The 14,302-nt window shown below is 48.5% G+C and carries 15 protein-coding genes; 13 read left to right on the forward strand and 2 right to left on the reverse strand.

All coding sequences use genetic code 11. The features are described from left to right. Positions 1-188 precede the first annotated feature (188 nt). Complete coding sequence (locus WFJ73_RS14155) at positions 189-527, reverse strand: winged helix-turn-helix transcriptional regulator (protein WP_127495365.1); 339 nt, start codon at positions 525-527, stop codon at positions 189-191. Between the two features lie 153 nt (positions 528-680). On the opposite strand from WFJ73_RS14155, the gene WFJ73_RS14160 reads away from it, so the two are divergent. After that, positions 681-1,655: an aldo/keto reductase family protein gene (locus WFJ73_RS14160; RefSeq protein ID WP_336773683.1), complete on the forward strand. Its 975-nt coding sequence runs from the start codon at positions 681-683 to the stop codon at positions 1,653-1,655. Between the two features lie 76 nt (positions 1,656-1,731). Next, the gene (locus WFJ73_RS14165) at positions 1,732-2,886 is read left to right on the forward strand and encodes an MFS transporter (protein WP_336773684.1); all 1,155 of its coding nucleotides are present in this window, start codon (positions 1,732-1,734) and stop codon (positions 2,884-2,886) included. 43 nt (positions 2,887-2,929) lie between these two features. On the opposite strand, the gene WFJ73_RS14170 is transcribed toward WFJ73_RS14165, so the two are convergent. Continuing rightward, entirely contained in the window at positions 2,930-3,679 is a 750-nt protein-coding gene (locus WFJ73_RS14170; protein ID WP_336773685.1) for a hypothetical protein, read from the reverse strand. 371 nt (positions 3,680-4,050) lie between these two features. Here WFJ73_RS14170 and coxB point away from each other — a divergent pair, with 371 nt between their 5' ends. From coxB to WFJ73_RS14225, 11 genes are all read left to right on the forward strand, one after another. Next, positions 4,051-5,097 (forward strand): cytochrome c oxidase subunit II, encoded by a 1,047-nt coding sequence (coxB, locus tag WFJ73_RS14175; protein ID WP_015846853.1) that lies wholly within the window; start codon positions 4,051-4,053, stop codon positions 5,095-5,097. A 67-nt stretch (positions 5,098-5,164) separates the two neighbouring features. Beyond that, a complete protein-coding gene (gene ctaD / locus WFJ73_RS14180; RefSeq protein WP_336774013.1) occupies positions 5,165-7,009 on the forward strand; it encodes a cytochrome c oxidase subunit I in 1,845 nt (614 codons plus the stop codon). After that, the gene (locus tag WFJ73_RS14185) at positions 7,006-7,623 is read left to right on the forward strand and encodes a cytochrome (ubi)quinol oxidase subunit III (RefSeq protein ID WP_336773686.1); all 618 of its coding nucleotides are present in this window, start codon (positions 7,006-7,008) and stop codon (positions 7,621-7,623) included. The genes ctaD and WFJ73_RS14185 overlap by 4 nt, the downstream gene beginning before the upstream one ends. 3 nt (positions 7,624-7,626) lie before the next feature. Continuing rightward, on the forward strand, positions 7,627-7,944 hold the full coding sequence (locus tag WFJ73_RS14190; RefSeq protein ID WP_015846850.1) for a cytochrome C oxidase subunit IV family protein: 318 nt from the start codon (positions 7,627-7,629) through the stop codon (positions 7,942-7,944). Between the two features lie 86 nt (positions 7,945-8,030). Continuing rightward, on the forward strand, positions 8,031-8,960 hold the full coding sequence (gene ctaG, locus WFJ73_RS14195) for a cytochrome c oxidase assembly factor CtaG (RefSeq protein ID WP_336773687.1): 930 nt from the start codon (positions 8,031-8,033) through the stop codon (positions 8,958-8,960). A 33-nt stretch (positions 8,961-8,993) separates the two neighbouring features. Then, positions 8,994-9,458, forward strand: coding sequence for a DUF420 domain-containing protein (locus WFJ73_RS14200; RefSeq protein ID WP_015846848.1), 465 nt, complete (start codon positions 8,994-8,996; stop codon positions 9,456-9,458). Between the two features lie 159 nt (positions 9,459-9,617). Continuing rightward, positions 9,618-10,343: a hypothetical protein gene (locus WFJ73_RS14205; RefSeq protein ID WP_336773688.1), complete on the forward strand. Its 726-nt coding sequence runs from the start codon at positions 9,618-9,620 to the stop codon at positions 10,341-10,343. A 19-nt stretch (positions 10,344-10,362) separates the two neighbouring features. Further along, on the forward strand, positions 10,363-10,752 hold the full coding sequence (locus WFJ73_RS14210) for a GntR family transcriptional regulator (RefSeq protein ID WP_127495358.1): 390 nt from the start codon (positions 10,363-10,365) through the stop codon (positions 10,750-10,752). 3 nt (positions 10,753-10,755) lie between these two features. Next, positions 10,756-11,664 (forward strand): ABC transporter ATP-binding protein, encoded by a 909-nt coding sequence (locus WFJ73_RS14215; protein ID WP_336773689.1) that lies wholly within the window; start codon positions 10,756-10,758, stop codon positions 11,662-11,664. Positions 11,665-11,750: 86 nt separating this feature from the next. After that, complete coding sequence (locus WFJ73_RS14220) at positions 11,751-12,656, forward strand: ABC transporter ATP-binding protein (RefSeq protein ID WP_336773690.1); 906 nt, start codon at positions 11,751-11,753, stop codon at positions 12,654-12,656. Further along, entirely contained in the window at positions 12,649-13,962 is a 1,314-nt protein-coding gene (locus WFJ73_RS14225; protein ID WP_336773691.1) for an ABC transporter permease, read from the forward strand. The genes WFJ73_RS14220 and WFJ73_RS14225 overlap by 8 nt, the downstream gene beginning before the upstream one ends. The last annotated feature ends 340 nt before the right edge of the window (positions 13,963-14,302 follow it).

The raw sequence follows: 14,302 nt of genomic DNA on the forward strand, positions 1-14,302 counted from the left end.
ACCGCGCCAGTGTGAATCAAAGTTCTTACTGTTCGTAAGGATTGGAATTAACAGAAAAAGAAAAATCGAAATTCGAGGAAATCATGAATTTTTCTGTTTTTTTGGAGGGATATACAGGGGTTAAATATAACACAACTTTTAAAGTATACAATCACTCGCCAGAAAAAGCAAGTAAAAGTAAGAAAATGTTAGGTCCATTTGGCTGCCCAAAGCTTCATTTGCTTCAGAATCGCATGCAGGTCTTCACCTTTTGGCGTAAGCGTATATTCAACCGTCACGGGTACGGTAGGGAAAACCTGCCGTTCAAGCACGCCTTTTTCCTCCAGATGGCGAAGCGTGCTGGTCAGTGCCCGCGGACTAACCGCCGGAATCAGACGCTGAAGCTCGCCGAATCTTTTTGTACCGCAGAATAACTCTCTGATCACAAGAAATGCCCATTTGCCGCCTATAACGTCCAGCGTTTTCTCGATATTGCATTCAATCGTTTCTGGTTCCTTCGGAATGTAATTATTCGCATTCATGATCATTAAAGCTCCTTTCTTTCTTAACGAGCCAAAGTTACCTCCAGTATAGTATATATAATAGAAATAATAAATTAAAAAAACATTCACTACTTTAAAAAGAATACGGCCTGCCTTACACTTAGCCTTGATAGAGATCAGGCGAGGAGGAGTCAAAGGATGAAATACAGAAGACTCGGTAGCAGCGGATTAAAGGTAAGCGAGATTGGTCTTGGAAGTTGGCTTACTTATGGCGACGCAACGGAGAAAGATACGGCAAGAGAATGCATCCGGTATGCGTATGAGAACGGAATTAACTTTTTTGATACGGCAAATGCCTATAACCGGGGAGAGGCCGAAAAAGTAATGGGCGAAGCGCTTAAGGAATTCCGGCGCAGCAGCTACGTGCTGGCTACCAAGGTTTATTTTCCGATGGACGCCGGCCCTAATGACCGCGGTCTGTCGCGCAAACATATAATGGAGCAATGCGATGCCAGCTTAAAGCGTCTCGGCGCGGATTACATTGACCTATACCAGTGCCACCGCTATGATCCGGAGACCCCGGTGGAAGAGACTCTCCGTGCATTGGACGATCTGGTTGCTTCCGGCAAAGTTCTCTATGCGGGCATCAGCGAGTGGACTGGCGCGCAAATCACCGATGCGGTTGGAATCGGCAAACGCCTTGGTCTTCGCCCTTTAGTCTCCAACCAGCCGATCTACAATATGATTGAGCGTTATATCGAGAAGGAAGTGCTGCCGGTAAGCGAAAGAGAGGGACTCGGGCAAGTCGTGTTCTCTCCATTGGCGCAGGGCGTATTAACGGGGAAATACAAACCGGGACAAGCTGCCCCGTCAGGCAGCCGCGCGGCGAATGACCGCACGAACTTTGTCATCAATAGCTATATGCGGGAGGATGTATTGGCCTGCGTTCAAAAGCTGGAGCAGCTAGCGGGCGAAATCGGCGGTACCTTATCGCAATTTGCGTTAGCCTGGGTGCTGCGCCAGCCGGGTGTAAGCTCCGCAATCATCGGTTCAAGCCGCCCGTCGCAAATCGAAGAGAACCTCAAAGCCGTCGATCTGGTGCTAACGGACGAGGTGCTTGCTCGCGCAGATGAAATTCTTTCCGAGATTGAAGGGTTTGCTCCGCTTCGCTAAGCAAGTTTCGAATGTATTCCTTCATTTAAATAGGGTATGATGGGTTCAGGTTTAATGAAGGGATGAAAGATAAGATATGAAGCTTGTTTTGCTTAAGGGATATAACTTCTTCTATTTCTCGATGTTTGCGATGTTTCTGTCGTTCCTGCCGTTATACTTTGCAGCAAAAGGCATTACGGCATCGGAGATCGGGGTTATTCTAGGGACGGGAAGCATCGTCGGAGTGGTCTCGCAGCCCCTCTGGGGAATGATCAGCGATAAATATAAAACGGTCAAGGCTGTGCTCTTGATCCTGCTCATTGCTTCTATGGGACTTGGAATGGCGCTATTCTCGATATCGCTTATGCCAGCCGCATTTGCGCTTACGGCGGCGATGTACTTCTTCCTGATGCCGGCCGATCCGTTAACCGAGAGCATGAATTACCGCTTGGCGGAAAAAGCGGGGGTTGGCTTTGGTACCGTCCGGATGTACGGCGCGCTTGGTTATGCTGTCGCTTCCTTTATACTAGGGTATGTTGGCGACCGGTACGGAATGGGCAGCTTTAAGTACTTGTTTGCCGCCTATGGCGTTCTTGCCTTTGTGCTTTGCGCCATGCTGCCCGAAACTCCGGCAGCCGTTAAACCGGTGGCTTGGCGGGATATGAAGCCCTTCTTAAAGGACAAGCGCACCGTACAGTTTCTGCTGCTTGTGCTTCTGATCGCTATTCCGCACCGCATGAATGACAGTTACGTCGGGTTGTACGTGCAAAGCCTTGGCGGCGGGGTAGGGATGGTTGGATTAGCCTGGTTTATTATGACACTGGCTGAAGTCGTATTCTTCGCTCTAATCAACCGGTTCATCAAGCCGGGCAAGGAGCTGCAGGTCATCTCCATAGCGGCGTTTTTTTATGTGCTGCGGTTTGCCCTATCGGCTTGGTGGGATAATCCGGTTGCGATTGTGTGGCTGCAGCTTCTGCAAGGCGTTTCGTTTGTCCTGTTCTATGCGGCATCCATTCAATATCTGTACACCTTAATTCCGGAGCAGTGGAAAGCGACCGGACAAACTATACTCGCAATGCTGCTGTTTGGGATATCGAGTATTATTTCCTCGACGGTGGGGGGCTGGCTCTTTGACTGGATAGGGGGGCCTGCTTTATACGCGTGCATGTCGGCTTTGTCGTTTATCGGGGCTTGCTGCGGACTGCTTATCCAGCGGAATGTGAATCAAATGAAAAGGATCAGGGTAACCTGATCCTTTTTGCATATATAATAGAAGAGATTTTTTTGGAAATCCTTTAATGGGTAGGAATAATGGATTGTCCGTTTTTTTGTTTGGCGCGCATATTGTCGTAATCCTTAATCTTCTGCGGCATGATATCTCCGCCCGCAAACTGGTATTTCACCAGAGTGTTGAAGTCCTGCAGCCATGGAGTAAGGGAATGATTCATCCAGGCTTCTTTTGCGTATTCGTTAAGCTCATTCACAAAGTCCATGTTGGCCGAGATATGCACTTCCTGGACAGCCGGAGCAAGCTCCCTGACCTTCACGGCTACGGTCTGCTTCAGTTCTTCTGACAGCATGCTGTGGTCATTAACGGTGAAGAGGGAGTTATACGGCGTCACCAGGTGCCGGTTATCCCAGCGTTGACTGCCGGTGTCATGATTGTATACGCCCTCGCTTGAACCGCTGCGGTCCTGTTCGTCGGTATGCCCAGCGCTTTTGGTGCCAACGGCCGACCAATCGAGAGCAAGGCCTACATAAGCGTTCTTGTCGGTCAGCATGACGATCGCCGAGCCGACCCCCCCAAGCTTGGATACTTCATTAGAGAGTTTGTTGCTGTATTCGAAAAAGGCATTGTCGTGCTGGCGCGGATTGTTGGCGGAAGAAGTGCCGTACATTTTGCCGCCGAGCATTTTGGCGTCGCCGGTTTTCCGGCTTCCATAATCGTGGTCGCTGCTTTGGATGTTCTTCTGGTAACCGCAGGCTGCAGTCATGCTTATCAATAAACAAGAAATCATCAATAATCCGGATACTCGTTTGTTCATGGGTAATCAGCCTCCATTCGGGCAGTTATAGGAATAGGGTTTGTAGGGAACGATGAAATATACACTTTGGCCTCCATACATAATTGACCATGGGTTTGGTGCACAATGTAGGGTAGGGAAACCGTGTTTGGTAGCACGTTTATAATCACTTTGTCAAAGCCGCGAAACCGTGAAAAACCTGAGTTTTTGACAGCTTTGAGAACAATTTGTGAACTCTCTGTGGAACATTGACAAATAAGTACAGCAACTTTATATTTAATTAAGTGATTTAGTTCCAGTAGTTGTCATAACATCTGTGAAACACGCAGTTTGCCGCATTATTACTAAGATGTTAGCATCTGCGAAAACGTCAAAAGTGGGGTTGATTATTGATGAATCGGTGGCAGTTTTTTAGAAAGCTTGCACCGCTTCTGGCCTTGATGGTGCTCGTGCTGTCGGCATGCGGACGAAGTGACTTGTCCACGCTGAGGCCCCAAGGTCCTGTAGCGGAAGAGCAGTTCGGACTGATGAAGCTGGCGATTTCAATCATGCTCATCGTGATTGTGGTCGTGTTTGCGATTTCTTTCTATGTAATTATTCGTTTCCGCAGACGTCCCGGCGACAACACCATTCCGAAACAAGTGGAAGGTAACCATAAGCTGGAGATTATCTGGACAGTCATTCCGATTATCCTGTTGATCATCCTGGGCGTACCAACTATCCAATCGGTATTTAACCTCTCAAAGGATCACACAAAAGATCCGGAGGCGGTTAAGGTTGTTGTAACCGCTCACCAATATTGGTGGGAATTCGAGTATCCTGAACTCGGAATTAAGACTGCACAGGAATTGGTAATTCCTAAAGGCAAGACGATCTCCATCGAAGCGAAATCAGCAGACGTTCTTCACTCGTTCTGGATTCCGTCTCTTGCCGGTAAAATCGATGCTAACCCTGGAGCTAACGTAAACATCATGTACTTCTCGGCTCCAAAAGAAGGCGTTTACTTAGGTAAATGCGCCGAGCTTTGCGGACCTTCGCACGGCTTAATGGACTTTAAAGTGAAATCGGTGGACGAGGCTTCGTTTGACCGTTGGACTGCTGCTTTGCAAGCTCCGGTTGCGCTTCCAAGCGACCCAGCTATTAAAGAAGCATTTGTCAGCAAATGTCTGACTTGCCACGCTGTAGGCGATCAAGGCGGTCCGGCATTCCCTAACCTGACTGGTATCGGCAGCCGTGAGACTGTCGGTGGTATTCTCGTTAACACTGATGATCCGAAATATTCCAACGAAGGTTCGACTTACGACAACCTGCATCGCTGGATTGAAGATCCGTCGGCTGTAAAACCTGGCACGCTGATGCCTAAGGTTGATCTTACTCAACAAGAGCTTGACGGAATTTCTAAATATTTATCGGAATTGACTCTCGACTATCAACAATAATCATCGGTGATTAAAGGAGGTACCTACCTTGGCTCATGGACATGCGGTTAAACGTTATTCCGGCCTGATGGACTGGCTGACAACGGTTGACCACAAAAAAATCGGTATTTTGTATTTAATCGCCGGCGGTTTTTTCTTCCTGGTCGGCGGGTTGGAAGCACTTCTCATTCGGATTCAGCTGTGGAAACCGCTTAACGATTTCGTTAGCGCGGATACATATAACGAGCTGCTTACGATGCACGGTACTACAATGATCTTCCTTGCAGCGATGCCAGTCATCTTCGCATTGATGAACGCGATTGTACCGCTGCAGATTGGCGCACGCGACGTTGCGTACCCATTCGTAAACGCAATTGGTTTCTGGACTTTCTTCTTTGGCGCAGTCCTGCTGAATGTCAGCTGGTTTACTGGCGCTGCACCGGATGGCGGCTGGACGGCTTACGCACCGCTTTCGGGCACTACATTTAACGGCGACCACGGTTTTGACTACTATGTGCTTGGCTTGCAGATTGCGGGTATCGGTACGCTGGTCGGCGGTATCAACTTCTTGGTAACAATTATTAATATGCGCGCTCCGGGAATGACCTTCATGCGCATGCCGATGTTTACTTGGTCCGTATTCATTACTTCGGCACTGATCCTGTTCGCATTCCCTGCACTGACGGTTGGCCTTGCGGCCCTCATGTTCGACCGCATATTCGACGCTAACTTCTTTGATCCTTCCGGCGGCGGTAATGCCGTTCTCTGGGAGCATATTTTCTGGATCTTCGGGCATCCTGAAGTTTATATCCTGATCCTGCCGGCATTCGGTGTTATCTCCGAGGTTGTCAGCACGTTCTCGCGTAAACGGTTGTTCGGTTACAGCTCAATGGTCTTCGCTACGATCTTGATCGGTTTCTTGGGCTTCATGGTATGGGCGCATCACATGTTCACGACAGGTCTTGGACCGGTTGCGAACGGTTTGTTCTCCATCGCAACGATGCTGATCGCGGTACCGACAGGTATCAAAATCTTTAACTGGCTGTTCACGCTGTGGGGCGGTTCGATTAAATTCACGGCAGCAAACCTGTTTGCCGTAGGATTTATACCAACGTTCGTTATGGGCGGTGTAACCGGTGTCATGCTGGCTGCGGCTCCTGCCGACTTCCAGTACCACGATTCCTACTTCGTCGTAGCGCATTTCCACTACGTTATCGTTGGCGGTCTTGTATTGGGTCTCTTTGCCGGTCTTCATTACTGGTGGCCTAAGATGTTTGGCCGCATGCTGAACGAAGGATTGGCAAAGCTGACGTTCTGGACATTCTTTATCGGCTTCCATCTGACATTCTTCGTACAGCATTTCCTTGGTCTCATGGGTATGCCACGCCGGATCTGGACTTATCTGGACGGTCTGGGCTTTAACGAACTGAACTTGATCAGTACAATCGGAGCAATGCTGATGGGTCTGGGTACGATCTTCTTCCTTCTGAATGTTGTCATTACGGCGTTCAAACCCAAAAATGCAGCAAATGATCCATGGGAAGACGGCCGTACATTGGAGTGGACGATCCCTTCGCCGGCTCCGGAATACAACTTCAAGCAAACTCCGCTTGTACGCGGTTATGATGCATATTGGAAAGAAAAAATGGATGGTCATAAAGAAATGACACCGGCTGAACCGATCGGTTCGATCCATATGCCATCCCCGTCTATTCTGCCATTGTTTATGGCGATCGGCTTGTTTATTACAGGTCTTGGTCTCATGTACTCGCATGGCGAATGGGGTAAAATCGCAGGTATTGAAGCAGGATTCGTTGTAGGCGGTATCGGTCTGATCATTACATTTACGTGTATGATTATCCGTTCCCTGATCGATGATCACGGCTTCCATATCGAACCAGAAGAATTGCAAGATAAGGGGGTTAAAGCATGAGTGCACATTCCCATACTGAAGGCCAATTGCCTCATGAGCCTGAAAAAGCAACCCTCGAGGGTCGCAATAAGATTCTTGGTTTCTGGTTATTCCTTGGCGCGGAAACGGTATTGTTCGGAACGCTCTTCTCGGCGTTCCTTGCTCTCCGCGACCAAGTGCTTGACGGTCCCAAATCGCAAGAGCTGTTCGAGCTTCCGCTCGTTGCGCTTGCAACCGGCTTGCTCCTGACTTCCTCGCTTACGAGCGTATTCGCAACTCAAGCTCTACACCTGCAAAAGGTAAAAGCAATGGTCTGGTGGCTGGTCGTTACGGTTATTTTGGGTCTTGGCTTCCTTGGCCTGGAGATTTACGAGTTCTCGAATTACGTTCATGAGGGACACGGATTTACAACGAGCGCCTTCAGCTCCTCGTTCTACACATTGGTTGGCTTCCATGGCGCTCACGTAGCGTTTGGTATCGTGTGGATCTCGCTTCTGATCGGACAATTGCTGAAGAAAGGCCTGACGGTTACAACTGCTCCAAAAGCATACGTTGCCGGCATCTACTGGCACTTCATCGACGTTGTCTGGGTATTTATCTTCACCGTCGTTTACCTGATGGGAAAGGTGGGCTAATCCATGGCAAGCAATCATACCACGGAGGAACAACGTCCGGTTCGTCATAAGGTTGAAGGACCTAAGAAACACATCGTTGCCTTTATCTTCTCGATCCTGTTGACATTGATCGCTTTCGCGGCTGTCGCCGGCGGTGAGATTAACACCGACTTCATCTACATCATTCTTATCGGCTGCGCAATCTTGCAAGTATTTGTACAGATGGCGTTCTGGATGCATATGAAGGATCGCGGTCATACGTTCGCGATAATCGGTATCCTGTTTGGCGTATTCGTAGTATTCACGTGTGTCATCATGGCAGAATATTGGGCTTGGTGGTAACGTTATTGCATAATTGAAAAGAGGAGGGTCCCCAACACAGTTACGGGCCCTCCTTTTTTGCAGATATTTGAAAGGAGCTGCCATCGATGCTTGGCTTAAAGTATTTCAGCTTTGAAGAGTTGTGGACCCCATGGTTTCTGTTCTTCATGATCGCCGTTGTGATTCTCTACTTCTATCTGATTGGACCATGGCGGGAGAAGCATGCACCGCACACGGATAAGGCAACAGTCTGGCAGAAAATCATGTTTGTGAGCGCAGCGGTCATGTTCTACCTCGTGCAGGGAGGCCCGTTTAGCCTGCTGGGTCACATGATGTTTACGTTCCATATGATCGACATGTCCGTCTCTTATTTGATTGTGCCGCCAATGCTGCTGCTCTCGGTGCCCGCTTTCATCTGGCAGAGAATTTTTGCTGCCCAAGGCTGGAAAAAGCTGCGCTTTATGACGCATCCGATTGCTGCAATTTTAACGTTTAACATGTTGTTCTCGCTCTACCATGTACCGCTTCTTAACGATTATGTCATGACGCATTTCTGGCTGCACCGGCTTGTTTATTTCATCTTGCTCGTTGCTGCCATGTTGATGTGGGCTCAGATTGCGAATCCGGTACCGGAATGGAATCGTCTTACCGATCTGAAGAAGATGGCCTATGTATTTGCTAACGGCGTACTCCTGACGCCGGCTTGTGCTTTTATTATTTTCGCAAGCACGCCGATGTATGCGGTATATAGCGATCCCGATACTTGGGTGAAGGCTATGGGCTATTGCGTAAGTGATCCCTCCCAGCTGCTTGCGCTGTTCGACGGGCCACAATTCTTTAACCTTCTGGCAAGTCCGGAGGAGGATCAGCAGCTTGGCGGTATCGTCATGAAGCTGCTGCAGGAGTTCATGTATGGCGTCATTCTGGCTTATATCTTCTTCCACTGGTTCAAACGCGAGCATAAGGATGACGATGTAACAAATGCGACAAATGAAGCTCCCATTGAGCTACCCAACATGAACAAAGGCACGGTATAATAGAGCGGATAATATTTTTTAGGTGGGATAGCATTGGATAAGTACACAATTTTTCCTACGATCAGTACGAGCTTTATCGTCATAAGCGCGATTCTGGTCGCGATCGGCTGGAATCTGGCTATTAAGCGGAGGCTCGATCAACATAAGAAAGTGATGATTGCCGCGGCGATTGCCGCGCTCATCTTCTTCATCATCTATTCGTCCCGGACCGTTCTTGTCGGTAATACGGAATGGGGCGGACCGGATAGCTTAAAGCCTTATTACTTAACCTTCTTGTTGTTCCATATCGTTCTTGCAACGGTTGCAGCCGTATTTGGCATAACAACACTTGTGCTGGGCTTCAGGGAGAAATACGCGAAGCACAGGAAGTGGGGGAAAGTTACCTCGGTTATTTGGTTCTTTACGGCGATTACAGGCGTTGCCGTGTATATTCTTCTCTATATGATGTATCCGGGCGGTCATACAAAGCCGGTTATTGATGCGATTTTTGGCTGGTAGATTGTTTTCCAAAAAGAGAGAGTGTGTCTCAGATCATGAGGCGCGCTCTCTTTTTTTGTCAAAATGGTAAAATCTGTTGACTGCGCAGCATCACTGTGTATATACTGTGTATAAGGATATATACAGTATAATGACTGTGTTTCGGAAGGAGAGGGGCTTTTGAATTTACGGCAAGGAGCCTGGCATATTGCTAAGCATGAGCTTACGCGGGATTGGATGGGTATTTTGTTTACTTTTTTATTTAGTCTATATCTGGCCTTGATAACGATTGCGGTCTATAACGACACGGAAAAAATCATGTCTTGGGTGCTTGATATGATCTTTATTGTTACATTCCCAAGCTTGGCATTTGTTATGAACAAGACGACGATGCGCTTCTGGCGGGAGGATACCTTCACCGGCAAGCTGGCCGAATGGCGGACGCTGCCGATTCCGCTCTCTCATCTTGTAATCGGAAGAATGCTTCAGCTGGTTATTGTGCTAGCCTTGGTACTAACGTTATTTTTTACAACGCAATATATACTGGTGGACCGCCTGCATGACCATCTATCTATCGGGGCTTATCTGTTGTTCGCGTTGTTCTGGTATTTTTACGCCTTATCGATGGCTGTCTTGTACGTGTACTTTGAAATCGGGCATACCGGAAAGGCTTACGCGATGTTCTGTTATATCAGCGTTGTCGTCTATGTGGCTATTTGCGCGGTGCTTGGTTTTTTCAATGCCGGTATCGTGCTTGGATTGCTGGACGGATTAGAGAAGGGACAATGGTGGTATACCGCGGCCGCATTCCTCGTTTGCGTCATTACGATGTACTTGGGCTATATGATTATCAAAAAGCGGCTTAAGAACCGCCATTATACAAAAAAGACTACGGTAAGCTCCTGATTTGGAAGAAGGTGAGACTGTGTGGCTGCCAATTCATATTAACGAACAAAGCGCGGAACCGCTCTATTATCAGATTGAAGTACAGCTAAGAGCGCTAATCGTAAGCGGGCAGCTGGAAGAAGGAACGTTATTGCCCTCCATCCGGGAGCTGGCGCAGCTGCTCAAATGCAGTGTGATTACGGTGCGCCGGGTTTATCAGGATTTGGAGAATGAAGGGCTTCTCCGGACGAAGCAAGGAACCGGAACCTATGTAGCCCGGATTGAACAGAATGCGATGGACCGGTACCGTCTGGACGCGGTTACGGAAGCGCTAGAGGCGGCCGTTGAAGCCGGCAAGCTTGTACAATGCACGCGGGAAGAGCTGACGAAGCTGTTCCGGGAAGTGCTGGATCGAAAGTTTGGAGGGTAAAAGATGACCGGAAATGCAGTAAGTTTGAGAGAAGTAGAGCTGCGGAGAACGCATTTTCAACTAGGCCCCATTCAGCTCGAGGTGCCAAAGGGTTATGTAACGGCCATTGTAGGACCTAACGGCTCCGGTAAAAGCTCAACCTTCAAGCTCATTCTGGATTTGATTAAGCCTCAAAAAGGGGATATAACGCTTCTGGGTAAAAACATTTCCGAGGATGAAGACTGGCAGACGAAGAGCAGAGTCGGTTTTTTGCCGGAATTGTTTTCCCCGCATGATAATAGACTGAAGGCTTCTGCCAAGACGGAATTTGTGAAGAAGTGGTATCCCGAATGGGATGTAAACCGCTATCAGGAGCTGCTTCGGTTGTTTGAAGTCGATGACGGCATCAAGCTTGGCAAAATGTCCAAAGGGATGCGGCGCAAATACGAATTCGCTTTAATCCTGTCGCATCACCCGGAGCTGCTTCTCTTGGATGAGCCTTCGTCGGGGCTTGATCCGCTTGCATGGCGGACGATGATTGATGTCCTTCACCGTTACATGGAGCCTGGCGACCGGACGATTCTGATGGCGTCCCATATCGTTGAAGAAGTGAAGCGTCTCGCCGATTATATCGTATTTATGATCCATGGGCGCGTGCTAGGCGTATACGAGAAGGATGAGTTGTTCGGAAGCTGGCATGCCTTCTATGTGCATGGGGAGCAGGTCAACCGCAAGCGGGTTCAAGCCATGCCGGGACAATGCGGGATTGAGGACACTGGCGGCGGTATGCTCCGCGTCATTACGCGGATGGCTCCCGATGCCGAAGACTGGTGCGGGCAGGAACATATTACGATTACGCACCGGCAGGCTTTGCAGCTGGATGATATTTTGGCCATATTGGTTGAGCAGGAACGGACACGGCTCCGGTCATAGTTTGAGGAATGCTTTCGAAGTAAGAATCATCACGAACTGCTAAACCTAGCAGTTTGGGTGATCATTCTTTTTAGGAGGAATAATACATGAAGCCATTAATAGTAGATCGAGTGCATAAGCAATACGGGGAGAAGACGGCGGTAAACGGAATCAGCTTTGAGGTGGAACAAGGGGAAATTTACGGATTGCTGGGGGCCAACGGTGCCGGCAAAACGACCACGATGCGGATGGTGCTGGGACTGATCTATCCGGACGAGGGCAGGATTTTGTACAACGGCCAGCCTTATACTCAGGAGCAGCTCAGCATGCTTGGCTACTTGCCGGAAGAACGCGGACTGTATCCGCGCGTTAAGGTTAGCGATCAGCTGATCTACCTGGCGCAGCTGCGCGGGATGAACAAGAAGGATGCGGATGCCAACCTGAAGCGTTGGCTGGACCGGTTCGAGGTTCCCGAATATTACGGCAAAAGAGTCGAGGAGCTGTCCAAAGGCAATCAGCAGAAAATCCAGTTTATCGCTTCGGTTATACATCGCCCGCGTATCGTTATTTTGGACGAAGCTTTTAGCGGTCTAGACCCCGTTAACGTGGAGCTGTTGAAGTCTACGGTTAAGGAATTGCGGGATGCCGGAACTTCGATGCTGTTCTCGACGCACCGGATGGAGCATGTCGAGGAGCTGTGCCGCAACATTACGATTCTTCATCGTTCGAATCCTGTTCTGCAAGGCAGCTTAAGAGACATTAAGAAACGTTACCCGCGGGAGAAGGTTGTTCTGCGCACGGAAGGCGAAGTGACCGGCCTTGAAGGGCTAAGCGGGGTAACCGGCGTGCAGAAGCATGAATACGGCTACGTGGTTGGCATTGCGGAGGAGAGCTCGGCGTCGAATATTTTGCGCCATGCCCTAGAGCAGACGACCATTCACAAGTTCGAGATTATGGAGCCGACATTAAACGAAATCTTTATTAAAGCGGTAGGAGGTGATCTGCATGAATAGTTTCTGGACGGTAGCAGGCTTTACGATGAAGAACAAGTTTAAAGGAAAATCCTTTCTAATTACGACGTTGATCTTTGTCGTCATCTTATGTATCGGTTCAAACCTGCCTTATATTATTTCTTTGTTTGATAAGAATAGCGATAAACCCGCTAACATTGGTTATGCCATTGATGCGCGTGCAGTTGAAGGCACCAAAATCGCGGAGCAGCTGCGCCAAACGTACGCGGCTCAAGACAAGCCGGCAATCAAGCTGATTGAGTATCCGGATACGGGCTCCACGGAGCAGAACGAGAAGACATTAAAAGCCGCCGTCGCGGATAAAAAAATCAAAGGCTACCTGCTATTTGGTCCTGTCAACGAGACGGGGCTGCCTACCGTAACTTATAAATCCGAGAAGCTGATGGACGAGAAAACGTCGCAGGCGCTGGAGCAGGGCATTCAAATCGTAAAAACCGACATTGTCCTGAAGGACAGCGGATTAACGGATCAGCAAAAAGCGATGCTGCTGAATCCAGTTGTCATTAATACGATGCAGATCGCGGCAAGCGATGGTGCAGGCGGGGCGGGCAATGGCAAGACCGAGTCTCAGCAAGGCGTGGATATGGGCTTTGTAACCCTTCTCTTGCTGCTCTTGTTCTTCGGTATTATGGTCTCCGGCCAGATGATTGCCTCGGAAATTACGGCGGAGAAAAGCTCGCGCGTCATGGAGATTATCGTCACTAGCGTATCGCCGCTAAAACAAATGTTTGGCAAAATTTTCGGAATGTTTGTGGTAAGCCTAACGCAAATGGTAGCTTACTTAGTTGTTGTCATTATCAACATCAACCTGCCGCATAACAACTCGGCGTTCATGCAATATAATATTGATCTTTCGAAGGTGGATCCGCTGCTTCTGGTTTATGGCTTGCTGTTCTATGTAATGGGCTTCCTGTTGTACGCGACTTTGTTCGCGGCGGTGGGTTCCATCGTCAGCCGTACCGAGGATCTGGGCCAAGCCGTTATGCCCATTACCATGCTGTCGCTGGCTGGCTTCTACATTACCACGTTCAGCATTTCCAATCCGGATACGATGCTTGTAAAAGTCACTTCGTTTATCCCGTTCTTCTCGCCGTTCGTTATGCTGCTTCGCGTTGGTCTCGCCAACCCGCCAATCTGGCAGGTTATTGTCTCCATCGCGATCCTGCTCGTAAGCATCTACGCTGCGGGCTGGCTGTCGGCGAAAATTTACCGTACCGGCGTTCTGCTCTACGGTAAGCGTCCGAGCTGGAAAGAGTTAAGGAAGGCTATGAAGGCGTATAAAGTATAGCTAGGTGGAAAAAATCAGACTGTGAGTAACGGTTATAAATTAGACAGTTTACAAGATAAAACTAGACAATTCACAAGATAAAACAAGACAAAGACAAGTCCGTTTCTTTAGAAAAAGAATAGAATAGAATAGAATCAACGAAAACGAGCCTCTAGAATCGCTTCTAAGGCTCGTTTTTCATTTCAGTAATTATTATTAACCTCTGTTTTTTGGTGGTTTTCAAAATAGGTACTTAACTTATACAGGCTCTCCATGTAAGATCATTTCTCTTAATGTCCAAAGAAAATTAAGGATTAGATTGGAAAATAAAGTGTGTAGACTGAGAAAAAAGTTTAAGGCC

The organism is Paenibacillus sp. MMO-58, assembly GCF_037146255.1.
GTDB lineage: Bacteria > Bacillota > Bacilli > Paenibacillales > Paenibacillaceae > Pristimantibacillus.